Below are 19,541 nucleotides of genomic sequence, written 5' to 3' on the forward strand. Positions count from 1 at the left end.
AAAAAGTCCCAACATCGGGCGGTGATCGGCCGTATGATTCATTATGGTAGGAGGCCGCTTGATGAGAAAGCCGTCCGAACTCGGGACCGAAGCTGACCCGGATCGTCGGGAAGTCGAAACTCCCTGGAATGCCGAAGAGTCTCGCAAGGTCGAAGAGTCCGGTGATGCGCGGCTGGTGGAGCGGGCCCGCGAGGGCGACGATCAGGCCTTCGGATTGCTGGTGAGCCGCTACGAGCGGGCTCTGATCCGGGTCCTGGTCCGCCTGGTCCGCGATGAGGAACTGGCCCGCGACCTGGCCCAGGAGACCTTCTGGAAAGTTTACAACCGACTCGATCGTTTCGATACCTCCCGGCGATTCGGCCCCTGGTTGTTTCGGATTGGCGTGAACCTGACGCTGGACGCCCTCCGGAGGAACGAGCCCCCCCCGGCCACCTCGATCGACCGATCGGTCGATGACGGCCGGAAGGCGTTCGATCTGCCCGACCCCGACCCGAGAATCCAGGCGGAGCTGGTCCAGGAGGTTCAGTTCGTCCTGGAGAAGATCCCGCTTGCTTACCGAACTATCCTGATCCTCCGAGATCTCGAAGGCTTTTCCTCGGCAGAGGTTGCGGCCATCGTCGGCCGCCGCGAGGCGACGATCCGATGGCGGCTGGCCAAGGCTCGGGACCAGTTTCGCGAACACTGGGAGCGTCGACACGACTTGACGAGACGGGAGGCCAACCATGGGGAATGATCGTTGTCGGTGGGTCCGCCACCGCCTGCCCCTGCTGGCCGGCGGCGACCTGGGAGTGGAGGAGCGGCGGCGCGTCGAGCGTCACATGATCGGCTGTCCCGATTGTCGAGGGCTCCACCACCAGGCCGAGTCCGCACTCTCGGTCCTCCGGTCGGTCGGGAGCCTCTCGACCACCCGGGCCGAGGCCCCTTCGCTCTGGCCCTCGGTGGCCCGGCAGATCCGCGAGTCGCGGCACGTCCCGGCCCGGCCTTCGCTGTTCCCTCGCGAATGGTCCCGGCTGATCCCAAGCCTCTGGCCGGCGATGGGCCTGGCCCTCGGGCTGGGAGCCCTGATGGTCTCGGCCCTGGCGAGGACCCGCGACCTTCCACGCCCCATCGCGACCACCCCGCCTGCGACGGCATCGGTCGACCGGAAGCCGCCCGCCCGCTCGGTCCCGAGCGCCTTGCCCGAAAGCTCCGGCCAGCTGGCGGAGTTCGTCGATCCGATCGAGCCTCCGTCGCCCTTAAAGGTCGACTATGACCTGGACCATGGGACTCCCATCGGCCCGATCGCCCGCGATGTGCAGCGTTCCTACTGATCTGATCCGGGTCCGGCCCTTCGCACCCTCCTCGGGCGCCGATCGCCCCCCGTGCTCTTCACCCCTAGTTCGGCGAACCACCGTTGGCCTCGGCCCTCTCAGACCCATCCCGGACCTCGCTCGTCCCTCGCGGGAGGGGCGCCGTCCGTCTGGTCATCGTCCTCCTGCCGCTGGCCGCCGCGCTGGTGCTGGCGGCCCGGACTTTCCCCGAGGTCGACCTCCCCGCGGGCCGTCCGACGGTGCCGTCCCTGTCGGAAGAGGCTCGACTCGCCGGGGCGATCGGGCAAGCCCAGGCCTCGACCGTCGCCCTCGAATATGGGACCGGCGATGATTCGGGCGGGCGGAGGGTGGCCAGCGGCGTAGTCGTGAGCGACCGGGGTGATGTCCTCTCGGTCCGCGTCGACCCGACCTCGGAACGCGACCGATCGACGATCCTGGCTCGCGATGTGGCGGGGCACCGCCACCCGGCCCGATGGATCGCCTCCGACCCCGAGACCGGCCTGACCCTGCTCCGGGTCGAAGCCGACGATATCCGGCCAATCCGCCCCTCGATTCGCCCGGCTTTGCTGGGGGCGGCGGTCTTCCTCATCGGCAACCCGTATGGGCTGGGCCACTCGGTCACCCGAGGGCACGTCGCCGGCCTGGGCCGCCAGGTCGAGATGGGATTCCGGCCTCTGGGCGGCCTGATCCAGATCCAGGCCCCGCTCCATCCCGGCGACAGCGGGGCTCTCCTGGCGGATCTCGACGGGGGCTGGCTCGGCCTGGTCCGGGGTGGCCTGGCCACGCCCGGATCGGGGGCCGGTCGCGAGAACGCCCTGGGCTTCGCGATCCCGGCCATCGATGCCCTCTGGGTTGCCGACCAGCTCGGGGCCTTCGGCAAGGTCAACCGCGCTTACCTTGGCGTCTGGCCCGCCCCCGACTCCGCCGAGCTCGGACCCGAGGCCGGGGCCGAGGTGGCCGGGGTGGTCCCCGGATCGCCGGCCGAACGCGCCGGACTCCGTCGGGGGGATCGACTCGTCCGGCTCGATGGCCACCCGATCCGGACCTTCGACGAACTCACCGATCGCCTCGATCGGACCCCTGCCGAGGCCGACGTGATCTTGGAGTATGCCCGAGACGGGACATCCGGGCGGGTCTCGCTCCGGACCGCGGCCCGTCCCGAAGTGCCTCCGACCTCCGCCCCGGTCGTCAAGCCGTCGCCCCCGGTCGCTCCGCCGGCCGAGGCCATATCCCGCGAACTCCTCGAACAGATCGGGCGGCTGGAACGCCGGATCGAGGAGCTGGAGCGTCGCGAACGGGTGGCCGGGGCCCCTTGACCGCCTCGCGGTTCCCATTCATGGGATGGTGGATGTCCCGGATTTATACGGTCTGATTTGTTGAATATTTGGATTTTTAAGTATTGCTCGGGCGGCTCGATTATAGTGCTAGGAGATGGGCCACTCGCCGGTCCACTCCCCCGGGGGTAGACTCATCAAGTCCCGACGGTCGGCGTCGACCGGGGAGCCCTCATGCGTCACCTCGCCTCGAAACTCGGCGACTTCCTCCACTTCCACCCCCTGGCCCATCGAGCATCGGCCGGGAAACACCCGAGCGAAGCGGACGCTCCGGGTTCGATCGACGCACAAGGGCACGCACGCGAGCCCGATGATCTCTCGTTCCTCGGCCTGCGATGCGAGCATCGCGAGACGCCGGCGCCCACCGATCTCGGGCGATTCGCCCTGCTCTCGAAGGACGGTCTCGCCCATCAGGCGCGAATCGACGAGGTCTGGGATTCGGCGGACTGACGGATTCATCTCCGCATGATCCGAAGGCGGGGTGGTGCCTCAAGGACCATCCCGCTCGCGATCAGCCGTCTCGGCCCCGGTCCAGGCACTCGAACAAATCGCGGAGGGGCAGGGCGAACCCCGGGAGGACCTCGCCGCCTTCAAGGTCCTGCCCCTCGTCCAGCGTCGCCATCGACACGGGCGAGGTATAGATCCGGGCCGAGCGGGTCCTGGGGTCGATCAGCCAGGCCAGGCGGACCCCCGACTCGAAGTACTCGCGGAGCTTGCGAGTCATCTCGGCCTCGGTGTTGGACGGGCTCAGGATCTCGACGGTCAGGTCGGGAGCCAGGGCGGGAATCGGGTCGGAGGGCGGCTTCCCCCCGAGGCGGTCCCACGAAAGAAAGGAGATGTCGGGTATCCGGACCCGGCCGGGCATGAGCCGGAGCATCCCGTCGGCGCCCAGGATGATCCCGAGGCGATGCTGCTTGACGAACGCGGCGAGGGATAGGATCAACTCGACGGCCAGCATCGATTCGAGGGCACCCATCGCCTTCTCCACCAGGACGCCTTCGATCAACTCGCAGAGCCTGGCGTCGGGCTTGAGTAGATCCTGCTCGGTGGCGTGGCCGGGACTCGGGACGAGCCGGACTCGATCGGCGGGGATGTCCCCGAGCTGGTGGAGCAACTCGGCGACGTTCCGGAATCCTGGGGGGCTCAGGGTGGCCTGGGTCATGTCCGGCAACTCCGCCGCGAGGGAGGGATCGCTCAGGCTCGGGACCGGTTGGTCAGGGTGATCAGGACGACCTCGGGTCGACAGAGGAGCCGGACCGGGGGCGTGACTGTGCCGACACCCCGACTGATGAGGACCCGGCATTCCGGCCCTTCCACCAGCCCGTGGAGGTACTTCTGGCCGAAGGCCGAGGGGACGATCGGGGCGCCGAGGAGGGGTACCACGACCTGCCCGCCGTGGGTGTGGCCGCTGAGCATCAGGCCGACCCGCTTGTCGTCGACCGACTCGGCGAAGTCGGGGTTGTGCGAGAGCAGGATGACCGCGTCGCGATCGGTCGCCTCGCCGAGCGCCTTGGGGAGGTCCTGGCCGTCGGTCCAGAGGTCGCCCACCCCGGCGATCCGGAGCCGCGTCCCGCCCTTCTCGACCCAGGTCCCGGCGTTCCGCAGGAGCGGGATGTCCGCCTCGGCCAGGCCGTCGATGCTCTCCCGGAGCCCGTCCCGGTGGTCGTGGTTGCCCAGGACCGCGAACCGGCCCATCCGGGCTCGGAGCTTGCTCAGGTCCTCCAGGACCGGGGGGATATACCGGGCGCCGTTGTGGCAGTAGTCCCCCCCGAGCGCGACGATGTCGGGCTTGAGCCGGTTGGTCATCTCCACGATCTCCCGGACATAAGCCCGGGGGACGAATGGCCCGTGATGGACGTCGCTGAGGAACGCGATCGTCGTCCCCTCGAACGCCGGGGGGAGGTTCGGCAGCCGGACGTCCAGGCGGGCCAGCCGGCACCACTTGGCCTCCAGGAACGGATAAACCCCGCCCACCACGGCCGAGCCGATCGCCACCCGCTTGAGCCATCGCCGACGATTCATCAGTTCGTTCCTGGTGGGATCAGGACCGCCGATCCTCCGGCCGGGCCACTTCCTGAATCTTAACACTTGACGGCCTCGAGGCGAAGTCGGGCTTCGTCTCGCTCGATCATCCCATCCGACGCCGATTTCTCGCGCCCTGTTGCGAAAACGGAACCCTGGGCGGGCTTTTTTAAGACGTTTGCGAGGTCCCTTCGCACCTGGATAGGCGAATGATTGCCCCGTTCGTCCTACCGGAAGCCCTGCTCGAACGCGTCCCGGAGGATCCGGCTCCCGCGTTCCTGGACGACCCGCTCCATCCTCTCTCGCAGTCGAGGGTCATCCTTGTAGATCCCGAGGGCCGACAGGGCGTCGATCGCGGTCGGCTCGGCTTCGGACTCGACCAGTTCGATCAGGGTGTCGATCGAGGCGGGTCGGCGGAGGATCGCGAGGGCCAGTAGAATCTGTTGGGTCAACTCGCGGGAATGGGACCGTTGCAAGCACTCCTTGAGCGGTTCGACCGCCTCGGTCAGCCGTGACTTGCCCAGCGCCAGGGCCGCCGCCTCGCAGGTGGTGGCGTTGCCCGGCTCCAGGTATTCGACGACGATCGGCAGGTTCTCCTTGGGGTCGACCGTCAGGAGTCCGAGGAGGCATTCCGAGAGTACATCGGGGTCCTTGTCGCCGACCCGGGCCTTGAGGCGGAGGATCAGGCCCGCGGCCTCGCTCCCGATGGCCCCGAGCGCGATCGCCGATGCGGACCGCACATCCTTCGCCGGATCGGCCATCGCGTCGACCAGCAGGGGCAAGGCTCCCGACCCTTCCACCCGAGCGAGCGCGATCAGGGCCGCGGCCCGGAGCGGCGGCGCGGAATCCTCCGTGCCGCCCCAGACCGGCTCGAGCTGGACGTGCCGGGCCGCTTTGAGGAAGACGTCCGTCCTGGGGTGCTCCATCCGGTCGAGCGCCTCGACGATCGCGATTTTGGCGCGGCAAAGCTTGTCGTCCTTGAGCGGATTGACGAGGAATCGACCGAAGGCCGCCTCCAGGTCCCCGGCCAGCTCGACCAGCGAGTTCTCGGCGACGATCGCCGACGCCGCCCCGACGACGAGGTTCGACCGGTCGCCGACCCGCTTCTTCAACTCGGCCCGTTGCTCGGGAGAGAGCGATTGACCGCGAAGCGCCCGGATTGCCGCCAGCTTGTCGTCGAGCGATTCGCGCCCCGCCATGCGTCCCTCCAGGTCCGGGAATGGTCGAGGGGTCGGATCCGGCCCGCGAGCCCGATACGACCCCTCGTTGTGCCTCACATCAGACCGGCGGCGATTTACGCACCGACCTTCGCGGCGACCAGCGTCTTGGAGAAGGCTTCGAGCTTCCGGGCGTCGGCGTAGAACTTCCGGATGCCTTCGCTCAGCTTCTCGACGGCCATCGCGTCCTGGTTGTGGAGCCAGCGGAAGCCCTTCTCGTCGAGGTGGATCTGCTCGACGTCGCTCGCCTTGGCCGACTCGACGGTGAGCGCGGGGGTCAGGTCGCCCGAGGTCTCGCCCAGCTTCTCCAGGAGGTCGGGGCTGATGGTCAGCAGGTCGGACCCGGCCAGGAGGGTGATCTGCTCGACCTTCCGGAAGCTCGCCCCCATTACCTGGGTCTTGTAGCCGAACTTCTTGTAGTAGTTGTAGATCTTCGTGACCGACTCGACGCCCGGGTCCTGATCGGCGGGGATCTCGGCGCCCTTGTCCTTCTTGTACCAGTCGTAGATCCGGCCGACGAAGGGCGAGATCAGCGTGACCTTGGCCTCGGCGCAGGCGACGGCCTGGGCGAAGCTGAACAGGAGCGTCAGGTTGCAGTGGATCCCCTCTTTTTCCAGCCGCTCGGCGGCCCGGATGCCCTCCCAGGTGCTGGCGGTCTTGATCAGGATCCGCTCGCGGCTGACGCCGTGCTTCTCGTACATGCCGATGAGCTTGCGGCCCTTGGCGACGGTCCCCTCGGTGTCGAAGCTCAGGGAGGAGTCGACCTCGGTCGAGACCCGGCCCGGGACGATCTTGAGGATCTCGCGCCCGAAGGCGACCGACAGCCCGTCCATGAACTCCTCGGCCTGGGCCTTCTCGTCGCCGCCGGCCTCGGAGGCGTCCTGGAGGGCCTGCTCGACCAGGTGGGAGTACCGGTCCTGCTGTGCGGCCTGGAGGAGCAGCGACGGGTTGGTCGTGGCGTCCTGCGGCTTGTGCTTGGCGATGGCCTCGATGTCGCCCGTGTCGGCAACGACGGTGGTGAATTTCTTGAGCGAGTCGAGCAACGACATGAAGGGTTCCTCGGTGATGGAAGGGATCTCGGGATTCCCGGGAGAGCGGAGCCCTACCCCCGGTCCACCGACACGGCTCGCGCCCGGCAGCCCTCGACCGAGGGCCAGCGAACCGGGCGAGCCTCGCGCGGTACCCAATCGATTGTAACTCACCCCGGCCCGAAGTGGGATGAGGTGGCCCCCGGGGAATCCGCCCGGCGAGCCATCATAGGCGAATCGATCGTTTCGCCCTTGCATTCGTCCAGCCAGGACAACGAATGGATTTGATCGTTGGGAAATCCATCCCTCGGGAATGAGGAAGGGCCCGCCCCGGCGATCGGGACGGGCCTCGGGCTTGTCTCGGGGAACGTCGATTTCCCTCGGTTACCGGGCGTATCCCCTCGCCAGCGGGCTCATCGTGCCGTCGTTGTTGATGGCGTAGTTCCTCGATCCATAAGTAACGGTCGAGCCCGGCGCGGCCCCGGAGAACTGGCTCGGGATCTGATACCGCTGGATCGCCGGGACGGCCTGCGGGAGGCTCGCGGGGCTCATCGTCCGGTCGGCGTTCACGACGTAGTTCGCGCCGCCGTAAGAGACCGTCGAGCCGGGGGCGGCCCCGTTGTACTGATTCGGCAGCCGATAACGCTGGGCAGCCTGCCGGCCATAACTATTCGACTGCGGCTGGCGATACCCCCAGGGGCCGGGCTGATTGTAGCCCATCCCGGGCTGCTGGTAGCCGGGCTGCCCGTAGACCGGCCGCTGGACCTGATATCGTGAGTAGCCCTGGTTCGGGTAGGAATAGTTCGGCTGGCCGGTGATCCGGCTGCTCACGTCGTTCAGGAGCTGTTGCTGGACCTGCTGCCCGAAATTGGCCCGCTGCTGGGCTTGCGCGGGGCCGGGGAAGCCGAGGGCGATTATCGTGGAAGCGAGGCCCAGGGCCAGGGTGGATCGGGTCATCATGACGCTTGACTCCTGTTGGGGGAGGCCCCCGGATCGGCAGGCCGTCCTGCCGATCCGCAAGGCCGCGATCGTCCGAGCCGGCCGATGTAAAGTCGGCCGTTCGATGGAATCAGGTCGCAATGGATGTGCCAAAGCGGCCGGTTATGAGCGAATGGTTTTGGGCAAGCCGGCCCTGATGCGATCTGTCATCGGGTCAATGTGTGGGATTTCGTCGATCCTGGAGGCATGCCCACCCCTCGCTCATGGGTAGCGGTCACCAGGTCGCGACCACGGCTGTACTGGCGAGGCGAGCATCCCATGATGCGCTTGAAGGCGGTGCTGAAGGCGCTCTCGGAGTCATAACCGAGCGATTGGGCGATGATCGAGATGGAATCGCCCGAGTTCATGAGCCGGTCCCCGGCGAGGAGCATTCGCCAGCGCGTCAGGTAATCGATCGGAGTCGCGCCGACGGTCTCCCGGAATTTCGCGGCGAAGCCCGATCGCGACATCCCGACCCTCTCGGCCAGTTCCTGCAAGGTCCAGGGATGGGCGGGATCGCCGTGCATGGCGTTGATGGCCGGGCCGATCTGCTCGTCCGCCAGGGCGAAAAGCCAGCCGACCCCGCCGTTCAACCCTCCCGCCAGGTGGGCCCGCAAGGCCTGGACCAGCATCATGTGGGCGAGGTGCTCCAGGACCAGGAAGCTGCCCTGCTGCGGCTCGCGAAGCTCCTGCATCATCCGCTCGATGGACCAGCGGAGGGCCGCCTTGTCCGATTCCTTCTGGATGTGCACGATCGGCGGCAGCATCCCCAGCAAAATCCCGGCATGTTTCCCGGCCAGCTCGAAGTATCCGCCGACGCCGGAGACGTCGCCTCCCCCGTTCCAGATGGCGATCCCACCGTTCAGCGGCCTCGCATACATCGACCTGAAGTCGACCGGCGGCAGGGCGAGGTTGCTCGTCAGGCGGAACGGGCGTCCCAGCGGCAGGAGGAAGCAATCTCCCGCCTTCAGGTGAACCGGATCGGCCACCCCGTCCACGGCGAGCCAGCACTGGCCCGAAGCGATCGCGTAGCATTTGATGCCGTCGTGCTCGGGGAACTGGAGCGACCAGTCGCCCCCCACATCGAAGCCCCCGCACATCGTGTTCCTGGGCTTCAGGAGAGACAGCACGCCGGAAAGAGGGTCCATCGAGAACTCCTGGACGATCGCGAAGATGTTTTGGACTTTAGAGCATAGTTCGTACCGGATCAATCGCCTACCCTGTGAACCACAGAGCGGGGAGAGCGGTCTTGATGCGAACTCAAGGAGAAGTCCTGATGCGAGTATTCCTTACCGGTGCAACCGGGTTCATCGGCTCGGCCGTCATCCCGGACCTCATCAAGGCGGGCCATCGGGTGCTCGGGCTGGCGCGTTCGGATGCGGGTGCCGCCGCGCTTGCGGCGGCGGGGGCCGAGGTGTATCGAGGTGATCTCGAAGATCCGGAAAGCCTGCGTGAAGGGGCCGCCAGCTCGGATGGCGTGATTCACTGCGGCTTCGTCCATGATTTCTCGAGGTTCGCGGAAGTTTGCGAGATCGACCGTCGGGTCATCGAGACCCTCGGCGACGCGCTCGCCGGCTCCGACCGCCCCCTGGTCGTCACGTCCGGCACCGGGATGGGAACCGCGGTGCCCGGCCAGCCCTCGACCGAGGACCATTTCGATCCCCACCACCCGAATCCCCGAGCCGGTTCGGAGATCGCGGCGGAATCGGTCGCGACGCGTGGCGTACGGATGTCGGTGGTGCGCCTGCCGCAGGTCCATGACACGGAGAAGCAGGGGCTCGTGACCTACTCGATCGCCGTCGCCCGCGAGAAGGGGGTCTCGGCCTACGTCGGCGACGGCCTCTACCGCTGGCCCGCGGTCCACGTGCTCGACGCCGCGCCCGTCTACCGGCTCGCCCTGGAAAAAGCGCCGAACCGGGCGAGGTATCACGCGGTCGCCGAGGAGGGAGTGACGGCCCGAGAGATCGCGGAGGCCATCGGCAGGGGCCTGAAGATCCCGGTCGTCTCCCTGTCCCCCGAGGAGGCCGCCGAACACTTCGGCTGGATGGGACTCTTCGCGGGGATGGACATGCCGGCGTCCAGCGAACTGACCCGGCAACGCCTGAATTGGCAACCGAAGCAGAAGGCCGGGATGATCGAGGATCTCGACCAGTTGCACTGGTCCGCATTCTGAGGAGTTCCGCTTCGGACTTTGTGAGCACTTTAATAAGTCGGGGATCCTCAGCGGGCGGGTGGGAGAGGTTGCGGTCCTTCGTAATCCCGGTTTGTTGGCGATCTTGGCTCCAGAAAAAGGGCTACGGAGGACCGTAACTCCTGCCACCCGCCCGCCGGATTCACGGGATCTTATGGATGCCCAAAATTCCTATTTTAGCACAAGTGAGATCGCAAGAAATTTGTTTGACTGATCCGAATTTCCCCGTTAACTTTCGGGGAACACCGTCACGATCTCACTCATTTCTTGGAGAACAACATGCGTGCGATGGTTATGATGGTAATCGCGGCCCTACTGCTCGCGTCCGATCGGGCATATCCAGACGATGCAGCCCACTGTGCAGAATTGATGAAGTTCGGCATTTATGACAAATACAAGACGTTCACGTCAGAATATCAATACAAACAAATAAAATCCTTCTTCAGTAGTTACCAGTTTAGTTCCAGGCAAGCAGCCGAGGCAAAGGCGAATGAACTTGGGCTCGATATCATCGACATCTTGTCCTTGAACTTTAACGGCAAAAGCTCCTCTTCCAGTTTCGAGCTGTGGCAGCAGGAGCTGCTCAAAAGCACTTATGAAGAGGCAATTCATTCGGGGTTAAAGATCCAATCGGTCGAGAAAATTAGCGAGGCGATGACGAAATTAATCGCTACATGTTTGACTCATAAAGGAGTTCATGCATACATCGTGCCCGCTCCAGATAATCAGAGCTTTTCCTTCACGCTCGATTTTTTGCCCCAAAGCAGTAAAAGACCATTTACAAAAGGCTATTTTACCATCACCCCATCATCGGTCGCGTCGACTTGCATGCCTAAAGAATATCTCGACAAGAAGGGCTTGGAGATTGGTCCCCAAGGAGTGAGCGTTAGTTTAAAGCGATTGCCAACTGAAACCGTTACGATCGTTTGGAATACGGACGAAGGCAGCGGAACAATTCGATATGATGCTTATGTTACCCCTAAGCCAACGATCTCATTCGAAGTTCAAGACGACACGGTTCAAATGGGGAAGAGCACTAAAATTGTATGGAACGTTCAGAATGCAAAAAGCGTCGAATTGGATGAACGCGGGCAAGTGCAAGATTCGGGGAGTTTGGAGGTCAAACCCACGGCGGACAAAGAGTACAGGTTGAAAGTCACCTCCTTAGACGGACAAGTGATTTCCTCCTTCGTGTTGGTTAAAGTTGCTCCCGCTCCGCCAACACTGGCTTCCGCACGGGTTCAATTTAGAACAACAAATGATAATAAGGATGACGATACACACGTGACTGTTAATTTATTGGTGGGATCAGCTACGGTCGCATCCGTTTCGGGGCAATGGGGGGAATTTCCCGATAATACGGATTCAGGCTGGAAGGATCTAACTCTGGTCGAACGACCTCGCAAGGACGCCATCATTGGCGTTGGGCGGCTTCAATTGATTGAAGCTCCAAATGGACACGATGAGTGGCATTTTAATTGGACACTCGAATTGAACTTCTCCGATGGTAGCACTCAAAGATTCGATTGGAGTAGACCGGACGGCGTGGACTACGATCGCACTACGATCGTTGAATCATTTTGAGATTATATGGGAGGATATCGGTTTCAGTTCCGCTTTTCCGCAAATTGAAGGCGGATAAGCGGAATTGCTCAGAAAATGCAGGGCAACATCCTATCCCATCATGCCCAGCTTGCCCATTTCTATGGGTTTCGGGTGCCTTCAAAATGGGGCATGTGGGCTGACTCCGATTTTCCCCAACGGTCAGGCGACCGGTCGTCCTGCGTTCAGATTATTCAGTTGCCTGGCGGCCGCCATCCGCTCCCAGGCCAGGAGTATCTGCTTGATTGGCGGCAAGAGCTTCCAGGTCGAGAGGATCGCCCCCTTCCAGGACATCCGCTGCACGCCTTCCATCTCGTCGTCGTAGTGATATCCGCAGGCGACGTGTTAGGCGAGCGCGTCCTCGAAGTCGACACGCCGGAGGTAGCCATCCGGGTCATCGCGGACGGGGTCCACGGCGATCCGCCCCGCCGCGAGGTTCTCGACGCGGGCTCGATGGACGACCAGGAGTTGGCCGCCCTCGCGGACCTGGGGGAACGCCCGTCCGTAATAGGGCGGCTTCCGGCGCGGATAGATCCAGGGACTCGTCCGATTCGAGGTGACGACCGTGGTCCCGTCTGAGAACTCGGAGGCCAGGACCAAGAGCGAAGTCGCCAACCTGACGACATCGCTGATGCCGACCGAGGTGAGGACTCGCGCCGTCTCCCCGGTCTTCGCGTTCCGGAAGAGGAGCACCCACCCCTCGGCGAGCGAACTCGCCTGCTTCAACTGGTAGTATCGCTCCGCCGTGAACCCGAGGCGATCGAGATCTTCGGCGGTCGCGGCGAAGTGGGACCGAAGTTCCTCGGGCGATCCTGGCCCTTCGGGATCGAAGGGGACCAGGCTCGAGTTGAGGGACATCTTCTGGGTCCGATGGATCACGACCGGCCCGACGACGTAAGGGAAGAGGACCAAGGCCGCGATGAGAGCGGCGACGCCCCACGGGTTGGCCACGTAACGGACAACGCCCATCCCGGCGTAGGCCAGGGCCGCCAGTACGATGAGATTCCCAGCCCACTCAATGATCCGATTCATGGATGAAAATCCTCGACTGGTCCCCGGGCGGGCCGGTTGGGTCGCCTCATTCGCGGCTCTCGAACAAGTGTCGAAGAGGAGCGGCAAGAGTCTGCCAGCTGGTCCCTCGGATGTCCATGAGGGATCGGGGGAAAGGATGGGAAATGCACGGAGTCTGGTATGGTTCATGAAGTGTTTGTGTCATGATTTTTGATCTTTCCGTTCACTCTCGGAGAGTGGCAGGGGTGCGAGCGGGTGGCAGGGGTTACGGTCTTCTGTAACCCCGGTTTGCTGACCCCGGTTAACCGCCGAGCCTGGCTCCAGGGCAGGGCTTCGGAATGCCGTAACCCTTGCGGAATATGGGATTGCGAGACTCGGAGGGTTGGCGAAATGAAGCCATGCAAGAAATGTCGATGAGTCGTTGAATAGTCAACCAAAAACGAGTGTTCCTGGCCTGCGCCATTGAAGGTATAGTGCCCTCATCGACAGTTTTCCATCCCAGGTCGGGAACGACTATCCCCGCGCCAATCTCGCGAGCGGACCTTGAACATGGGCACCGCAGGAATGGCGCAAAGTCCCCCGAAGGTAATCAATCGTGGCGATGTATTCTGGATCGGTCCGGAGGACTCTCCCGGGCTGATCTCGAACTATTCCCATCCCCACGTGGTCGTCCAAAGCAACGTCCTGAACCACTCGCGCCTCACGACGGTGGTCGTGTGCGCGATGACGACCAACCTCCACCGTGCGAGCGAGCCGGGGAATATCCTACTCGACGAGGGTGAGGGGGACTTGCCGAGGCAGAGCGTGGTGGTGGTGGGGCAGGTCTCCTCGGTCGAGAAGGTCCGTCTCGGCGTGCGGATCGGTTCATTGTCCGAGGCCAGGGTGGAGCAAATCCTGGACGGTCTGCGATTCCAGCAGGTCTCGTTCTTCAGCCGGTAAATTCTGGTAGAGCGGGTATCGTCCACATTCCGGCCCGATCCAGGCGGGCGGTGCCCACCCTACGAGAATCGTCCAAGCTCACACTCACTCCAGCTGCTTAATCCCTATCTAAATCCAACTCTTCCGCTTCCCAACTTGTACTTGTGTAAATTTAGGCAGATCTCCGGACGATTCCGCCTGGAAACGAACCCAAGGAATCGGGGTCGAAAGGGCCCAATTCCGGGGTCAAAACCCCCGATTCCTGGCCCGAAATGGCCCGATTTCGCGCACGTAATGGGTGGTTATCGTGGGGTGCCGGGTGGAAATCGGTGTCAGCTTTTTCGATACTTGAAGACGGTTAAGCTGAACGGCTCAAAAAATGAACGGGACGAGCATGTCCAGTCATGGCCAGCTTGCTCATTTTCATACGTTTTGGGAGCCTCCAACTAGGACATAAGTGCTGGCATCGGTTTCCCCTCATAGGTTCTTCCTAGGGCGAGGTTCAGGTGATTTCTCGCCAGTTTCGGGCATCGATGCCGGGGAACCGATTCAGGTGCTTCGCATTGGTGGTCGCGATGGTGACCTTGTCACGACGTTTACCTATGGTCGCGGCAAACCCGGCCAGCAACGAGTCGCAATCGAGCGCCTCGGCCCCTGCGGTAGGGATGCCCTTTCTGCGGACGATGGCCCAGAAATCGGCTGCCTTGGCCCAGGCGGCGGGGGTGACTTCGGCCGGGTTAATGCTCGCTTTCAGTATGCCCAGGCGCCTGAGTTTGGCCATCGCCGAGAGCCGGATCAATTCTCGTCGGATTTCGTAATCGACCACATCGGGGACCATGACCGAGGTACCCAAGGCTACCATCCCGTACATCCAGTCATAGCACTCGGCAAAATCCTTGGTCTTGGGTTGGCAACACAACAGGCCGACCACTCCCGTATCGAGGATGACGATCCTGGCCACGGCTCAGTAATACCCCTTGAAGACGGGTCGGTTCGGGCGGCCCTCGTCGATCGCCTTCATGAACGCCTCGTCGGATCCGGGCGGATCGTCGGGGATGGCCGCCATCGCGGCGAACGCTCGACGGAGCAATTCGGCCCGCTTCTTCGGATCACGTACCGCCGTATGCTTCGATGCGGGGACCTGGGGCCGACGAAGCCTCGGAGTCTTGGCCGGGCCATCGGTGTTGCTCGGCGTTGCCGGCCTGGACGGGGCCTTCTTCAATGGCATCTCAGCGACCTCCTTTCCTTTCGAATGGCACTTCGGGCGAATGGTTGAATTCGACCGGAAGGCCAGAGGAGGGATCTCCTTCCGGCCGTCATCGCCCCGGCACCGTCATCGGGAAGAGACCAGACAATTGAGAGGGAGTTGTTGATGAATTGGTGAATTCCGCTCGATCGAATCCAGTCTATCTCCGAGTCCTCCCCTCGATCGAATCCAGTCTATCTCCGAGTCCTCCCCTTTGCCAAGCTGCACTCGTGTAATTTTGGACAGAAGCTGGCGGCGATCTCCGGGCCATTCCGCCCGGGAACGAACCCAAGGAATCGGGGTCGAAATGGCTCGATTGTGGGGTCAAACCCCCCGATTCCCGGCTCGGAATGGCCCGATTTCGCGCGCGAAATGGATGGTTATCGGGGGGTGTTGGGGTCGGGAATCGATCCGGGTATCGCCCGCATTTTGGCCGAGCTTCCCGAAAGGTGAGCTAACGGGGTCGGAGTTTTTCGAACCTATCCCAGAAGGTCTGGCGTCGGGGATCGGGGCGGGCCTTGGGGTGTCGACGAGTCGGATGGGAGGGCGTTCGATGCTCGGGCTTGGGTTCGTTCGGCTCGACGCTTTGACGGTGGGGATGCCGGGTCGGCTCTCGATCCTTGGGTTCGTTTGGCGCGAGGGGGGGCACCCGGTCCTTGGGTTCGTTTGGCGCGGGGGTGAGGGAGCCGATCCCGGTCCTTGGGTTCGTTTGGGACGGAGGGTCGCGCCGGGATGGGCGGGGCTTTCTCGAAAGTTGTGTGTTCGAATGTGCGTACCCGCCGCGATACTGTTGGGGACAGGTGCGATCTGCGGTGCTTGCGGGAATATCTCTCCTCGGCCCGGGTGGTCGGCACTCGCGACGCTTGAGCATGGTTCGACGCTGATCCATGCCGAGGCTTCGCGAGGGCTGGCCATCCGGGCCTTGGTTTATCCGTCGGGGCGGGTTGGTCCGGGTCTACCCGGGGTTTCTAGATGACTTTGCGGGGATCGGCCGCCGTTAGCCCCCGGAGCAAGCTCCGGGTCCGAAAGCGTAAGCAAGCTTCCGCACTCCAAAGCGGCTTCGCCGCCGGGGGGGCACATCGAGCCTGACGGGCCGCCGGAGGCGTTGGAGTGGTGGAGCTTGCTCCGCCAACACAACGATCAGAGGCTCTCGGCACACCCGGGTTGGTCCGGGCGGGGTTCACGGGCGTTGACGGTCGCCGTCCGGCCCATTACGATCCAGGTCAGGCCGGTCCGGCCGTGGTCGTCGATCCGACTCGCCTCGGCCCCCGATCCAACCTCTCTCCGGGGACCGACTTGTGCAGATCCTCCTGACCAACGACGACGGCGTGTTCGCTCCGGGACTCCGGGCGCTCCGCAAGGAACTGATGAAGCTCGGCGACGTCACGGTCGTCGGCCCGGCCCTGGAACAGAGCGGCGTGGGCCACTCGATCACGCTCCTGGAGCCCCTGGTCGTCAAGCCAGTCGACGACGAGGACGGCTCGGCCATCGGCTACATGGTCGAGGGGAGCCCCGCCGACAGCGTCAAACTCGCCATCTGCGAGCTGATGAACCGGCCCCCCGACCTGATCGTCTCGGGGATCAACGCCGGGAGCAACGCGGGGATCAACGTCCTGTACTCCGGGACCGTGGCCGCCGCCATTGAGGGGGCGTTCTTCAAGATCACCAGCATCGCCGTCTCGCTGGAGCTGGCCGAGCACTTCGACTACCCCCACGCCGCCCGACATGCCGTGAAGGTGATCGAGCGGATTCTCGCCAACAAGCCGGCCACCGGGTCGCTGTTCAACATCAACCTCCCGGCGCACTCGCGAGGCGAGCCCAAGGGGGTCCGGGTCGTCCCGATGGGCGTCGGCCGCCACGGCGAAGGGTTCGAGCGCAGGCAGGACCCCCGGGGGCGGACCTACTACTGGATGACGTACAACCCCCCGTTCCACCTCGAAGGGCCCGAGACCGACGTCACAAGCCTTTGCGAGGGCTATATTACCGTCACCCCGCTCCACTTCGACCTGACTCGCCACGACCTCCTGCCCGAAGTCGGCGGCTGGGATTGGTCGGGCTGACGGGAGGATTGCTCCGATGAGAAGGCTCGCCCCAATCGCCGGGATCGCCCTCGGGATCGTCGTCGGCTGCGACCAGCCGACGGGGTCCTCGGGCCCCAAGAATCGGACCAGGAACGTCCCGGTCGTCGAGGCTCCTCCCGAGCCCCCGCCGGCCCCCGAGGCCCCGAGGGTCCCGATCCTCGGCCAGCGGACCCGGGAGATCGGCCAGGCCGAGGCCGAGAAGCGGGCCGGGGGCGTGGTCGCCACCCAGAAGATCACGGCCCGGGACCCGATCACCCTGCAAGGCAACGCTTATGTGACCTCGATCGGCAAGCTCGCGATCGGCCAGATCGACCAGGCCCTCAACCTCTATCAGGCCGCGAACGGCGAGTATCCCAGGACCTACGAGGAGTTCATGGAAGGGGTCATCCGGGCGAACAATATCGCCCTGCCCAAACTCCCCGCGTACCAGAAGTACGCCTACGACGCCCCGACCCACAAGCTCCTGGTGATCGAGTACCCCGACCTGAAGTGAAGGGCGGGCTCGCCTACAGCGACCGGTAGTTGAAGAGGCGCCGGGTGACATCGCGGGGGAGCTTCATGGCGGTGATCCGGTTGACCTTCCAGACGCCGGGGGAGGACTCGCGGAAGCCCAGCGACCACTCGGTCCCCAGCGAGCCCAGGGGGTAGTGGTTCCCCCCCTCCTCGAAGACGCCGGAGGCGGTCACGGTGAACTCGGCCGACCCCCGGCGTGACTGCTCGCCGACGTCGGTGTTCAGGCGGGCGACCCTCACGAAGTCGAACTGGGTCTGCTTCAGGAGCGGGAGGATGAGCCGGAGCATCAAGGTTGCATCGGCCGCGTGGCCCTTCATGCCGAACGTGACATTGTCATCCAGGTGTGTCTTGATCCGATCGGTGTTCGACGCCTGGATGGCATCGGCCAGGTCGTAGACCACGGCCTCGACCCGCTCGGCGTCGGTCACCCAGTAACGCTCGACCCCGAAGATCCCCAGGGCCAGCGCCGCCGCAACTCCCGCCCAGAGCAGGTATTTCCCCTGCTGGGTCACCCGGAGCGCCACCAGCAAGGCCACCGCCGCCAGCCCCAACGCGGCCAGCACGTAGGTCGGATCATCGGTCAGGTAGCTCATGGGGGGTCCGCCATTTGTCGGAGGAGAGGTGTTGATTGTTATTCTACCCCTCGGAGGCTCCAGGGAAAGGCGGTCGGGCGAGATTCGGGCCGAGGTCGATTCAACTCATCGAGGTTTGACGGCCTCCACCTCGTGGAGGAGGATCGATCGGGAGAGGGCCGAGGCCTGGCGGACCCGCTCGTCATCGTCGGATTCGGCCCGTCGGGCGAGGTCCGGCAGGGCGATCGCCGCCGATGGGCCAAGCCGTCCCAGGGCCCTGGCCGCCGCGATCCGGACGTTTGCCTCGCGGTCGTCCAGGCATCGGACCAGCGCAGGGACGGCCTCCGGGGACATCGGGCCGCAGTCGCCAAGTTGATCGGCCCCCAGGGCTCGGATGTTGGGGTCGGCGTCCTCAAGATTGGCGACGGCCGTGAGGATCGTGGAGCGGAGGTTTTCGGCGGCCTTCTCGATGGTTGCGACGGCCTCGGATGCCTCCCGGCGGACGTTCTCGTCCGGATCGCCGGCCAGCTCGCGGAGCGAGGGGAGCGCGGGCTCGGCATCGAGCCGGAGGTGTCCAAGGGTCCTGGCCGATGCTTGGCGGACCAGGACATCGGGGTCCTTCAAGGCCCTGATGAGCGACGGGACCAAGGCAGGGGACTTCGGGCCGGTCCGTCGCCAGCCCAGGAACGCGGCCGTCGCCTGGCGGACATCGACGTCCGGGTCGTCCAGGGCCTCGATCACGACCGGGTACTCGGCCCCGGTCAGGCCACCAAGCCGGCCGAACGTCCTCACCACGTTCGCGCGGACCTGTGGGTCCGGGTCGTCCGCCATCCCCTCGAGAGCGGCCTCGACCTCCCGGACCAGCGGGAGTGGCCCCAACTTGGGGTACGTCGCGTAGTAGCCGAGCGATGCGACCGATGAGGCTCGGGCCCACGGGTCGGTGTCCTCGAGCCCCGCGAACAGCGCGGCCAGGGCGGGCTCGCTCTCCCGGGCGTAGAACCCGAGGTGGTTGATGGCCGCGAATCGAGCCCTGGTGTTGCCGGTCCGAGAGAACTCGACCAGCGTGGGGACCACAACATCCGGCTCCGCCCCGAGGATCGCAAGGGTCCTGGCGATCGACAGTCGGGCCTCGGGGTCGGGATCGGCGAGGGTCCTGGTCAATGCGGCCTTGACGGTGTCGGCCTCCGGATCGTCCTTCCCGTCTCCCAGGATCGACCCCAGCGACGAGGCCGCCCTGTCCCGGACCCGGGCATCGGAGTCGAACAGGGCCTCGGTCAGCGGGGCGATCGCCCGACGCTCGGGAGGCCGGATGCTCCCGAGACCGCCGGCCGCCTCCGCTCGCTCGGCGGCGTCCAGCGATCGGAGCCGACGCATCCATCGATAGCCGTCGTCCTCCACCTCGGTCCGGAACTGCATCACGGCGAAGAAGCACGCGGCGGCCGCCACCAGGCCGATCAGGTGCCACATCCGGAGCCTGGGGATCTCGAGTCGCATGGGCCTCTCCTCCCGGGGACGACC

21 protein-coding genes are annotated in these 19,541 nt (G+C 64.7%); 9 read left to right on the forward strand and 12 right to left on the reverse strand.

The genetic code is table 11. The annotated features are described in order from the left end of the window. Positions 1–61: 61 nt before the first annotated feature. From P12x_RS00205 to P12x_RS00220, 4 genes are all read left to right on the forward strand, one after another. On the forward strand, positions 62–733 hold the full coding sequence (locus P12x_RS00205) for an RNA polymerase sigma factor (protein ID WP_435008781.1): 672 nt from the start codon (positions 62–64) through the stop codon (positions 731–733). Next, positions 723–1,310 carry a zf-HC2 domain-containing protein gene (locus P12x_RS00210; protein ID WP_435008782.1) on the forward strand — a complete coding sequence of 196 codons (588 nt, stop codon included), beginning with the start codon at positions 723–725 and terminating at the stop codon, positions 1,308–1,310. Before P12x_RS00205 ends, P12x_RS00210 begins: the two co-directional genes overlap by 11 nt. An 83-nt stretch (positions 1,311–1,393) precedes the next feature. Continuing rightward, entirely contained in the window at positions 1,394–2,626 is a 1,233-nt protein-coding gene (locus P12x_RS00215; protein WP_435008783.1) for a S1C family serine protease, read from the forward strand. A 192-nt stretch (positions 2,627–2,818) separates the two neighbouring features. Further along, positions 2,819–3,094 (forward strand): hypothetical protein, encoded by a 276-nt coding sequence (locus P12x_RS00220; RefSeq protein ID WP_435008784.1) that lies wholly within the window; start codon positions 2,819–2,821, stop codon positions 3,092–3,094. 61 nt (positions 3,095–3,155) lie between these two features. Here P12x_RS00220 and P12x_RS00225 read toward each other — a convergent pair whose 3' ends face one another. The 6 genes from P12x_RS00225 to P12x_RS00250 form a co-directional block, all read right to left on the reverse strand. After that, entirely contained in the window at positions 3,156–3,806 is a 651-nt protein-coding gene (locus P12x_RS00225; protein ID WP_435008785.1) for a Uma2 family endonuclease, read from the reverse strand. Positions 3,807–3,838: 32 nt separating this feature from the next. After that, positions 3,839–4,666, reverse strand: coding sequence for a metallophosphoesterase (locus P12x_RS00230; protein ID WP_435008786.1), 828 nt, complete (start codon positions 4,664–4,666; stop codon positions 3,839–3,841). 227 nt (positions 4,667–4,893) lie between these two features. Continuing rightward, complete coding sequence (locus tag P12x_RS00235) at positions 4,894–5,865, reverse strand: HEAT repeat domain-containing protein (RefSeq protein ID WP_435008787.1); 972 nt, start codon at positions 5,863–5,865, stop codon at positions 4,894–4,896. Positions 5,866–5,960: 95 nt separating this feature from the next. Continuing rightward, positions 5,961–6,932: a transaldolase gene (gene tal / locus P12x_RS00240; protein WP_435008789.1), complete on the reverse strand. Its 972-nt coding sequence runs from the start codon at positions 6,930–6,932 to the stop codon at positions 5,961–5,963. Positions 6,933–7,295: 363 nt separating this feature from the next. Beyond that, entirely contained in the window at positions 7,296–7,871 is a 576-nt protein-coding gene (locus P12x_RS00245) for a hypothetical protein (RefSeq protein WP_435008791.1), read from the reverse strand. Positions 7,872–8,056: 185 nt separating this feature from the next. Then, positions 8,057–9,037 carry an AraC family transcriptional regulator gene (locus P12x_RS00250; RefSeq protein ID WP_435008793.1) on the reverse strand — a complete coding sequence of 327 codons (981 nt, stop codon included), beginning with the start codon at positions 9,035–9,037 and terminating at the stop codon, positions 8,057–8,059. A gap of 128 nt (positions 9,038–9,165) precedes the next feature. Here P12x_RS00250 and P12x_RS00255 point away from each other — a divergent pair, with 128 nt between their 5' ends. Then, positions 9,166–10,062, forward strand: a complete 897-nt coding sequence (locus tag P12x_RS00255) for an SDR family oxidoreductase (protein ID WP_435008795.1) — start codon at positions 9,166–9,168, stop codon at positions 10,060–10,062. A gap of 297 nt (positions 10,063–10,359) precedes the next feature. Further along, positions 10,360–11,664, forward strand: coding sequence for a hypothetical protein (locus P12x_RS00260; protein WP_435008796.1), 1,305 nt, complete (start codon positions 10,360–10,362; stop codon positions 11,662–11,664). Between the two features lie 180 nt (positions 11,665–11,844). Here P12x_RS00260 and P12x_RS00265 read toward each other — a convergent pair whose 3' ends face one another. Next, complete coding sequence (locus P12x_RS00265) at positions 11,845–11,985, reverse strand: hypothetical protein (protein ID WP_435008797.1); 141 nt, start codon at positions 11,983–11,985, stop codon at positions 11,845–11,847. Between the two features lie 42 nt (positions 11,986–12,027). Beyond that, a complete protein-coding gene (locus tag P12x_RS00270) occupies positions 12,028–12,714 on the reverse strand; it encodes a hypothetical protein (protein ID WP_435008799.1) in 687 nt (228 codons plus the stop codon). Positions 12,715–13,242: 528 nt separating this feature from the next. On the opposite strand from P12x_RS00270, the gene P12x_RS00275 reads away from it, so the two are divergent. Then, positions 13,243–13,632, forward strand: a complete 390-nt coding sequence (locus P12x_RS00275; protein ID WP_435008801.1) for a type II toxin-antitoxin system PemK/MazF family toxin — start codon at positions 13,243–13,245, stop codon at positions 13,630–13,632. A 481-nt stretch (positions 13,633–14,113) separates the two neighbouring features. Here the strand turns inward: P12x_RS00275 and P12x_RS00280 are convergent, their stop codons facing one another. Together P12x_RS00280 and P12x_RS00285 are read right to left on the reverse strand one after the other, a co-directional pair. Then, a complete protein-coding gene (locus P12x_RS00280) occupies positions 14,114–14,572 on the reverse strand; it encodes a type II toxin-antitoxin system VapC family toxin (protein WP_435008802.1) in 459 nt (152 codons plus the stop codon). A gap of 3 nt (positions 14,573–14,575) precedes the next feature. Then, the gene (locus tag P12x_RS00285) at positions 14,576–14,839 is read right to left on the reverse strand and encodes a hypothetical protein (RefSeq protein WP_435008803.1); all 264 of its coding nucleotides are present in this window, start codon (positions 14,837–14,839) and stop codon (positions 14,576–14,578) included. 1,316 nt (positions 14,840–16,155) lie between these two features. Between P12x_RS00285 and surE the strand changes: the two genes are divergently transcribed. Continuing rightward, positions 16,156–16,917 carry a 5'/3'-nucleotidase SurE gene (surE, locus tag P12x_RS00290; protein WP_435008804.1) on the forward strand — a complete coding sequence of 254 codons (762 nt, stop codon included), beginning with the start codon at positions 16,156–16,158 and terminating at the stop codon, positions 16,915–16,917. 16 nt (positions 16,918–16,933) lie between these two features. Then, the gene (locus tag P12x_RS00295) at positions 16,934–17,431 is read left to right on the forward strand and encodes a hypothetical protein (RefSeq protein ID WP_435008806.1); all 498 of its coding nucleotides are present in this window, start codon (positions 16,934–16,936) and stop codon (positions 17,429–17,431) included. A 13-nt stretch (positions 17,432–17,444) separates the two neighbouring features. Here the strand turns inward: P12x_RS00295 and P12x_RS00300 are convergent, their stop codons facing one another. Continuing rightward, complete coding sequence (locus tag P12x_RS00300) at positions 17,445–18,044, reverse strand: hypothetical protein (RefSeq protein WP_435008808.1); 600 nt, start codon at positions 18,042–18,044, stop codon at positions 17,445–17,447. Between the two features lie 105 nt (positions 18,045–18,149). Continuing rightward, positions 18,150–19,517 (reverse strand): HEAT repeat domain-containing protein, encoded by a 1,368-nt coding sequence (locus P12x_RS00305; protein ID WP_435008810.1) that lies wholly within the window; start codon positions 19,515–19,517, stop codon positions 18,150–18,152. Positions 19,518–19,541: the final 24 nt, after the last annotated feature.

Origin of the sequence: Tundrisphaera lichenicola (assembly GCF_051175385.1) — a bacterium.
In the GTDB taxonomy this organism is placed as follows: Bacteria; Planctomycetota; Planctomycetia; order Isosphaerales; family Isosphaeraceae; genus Tundrisphaera; species Tundrisphaera lichenicola.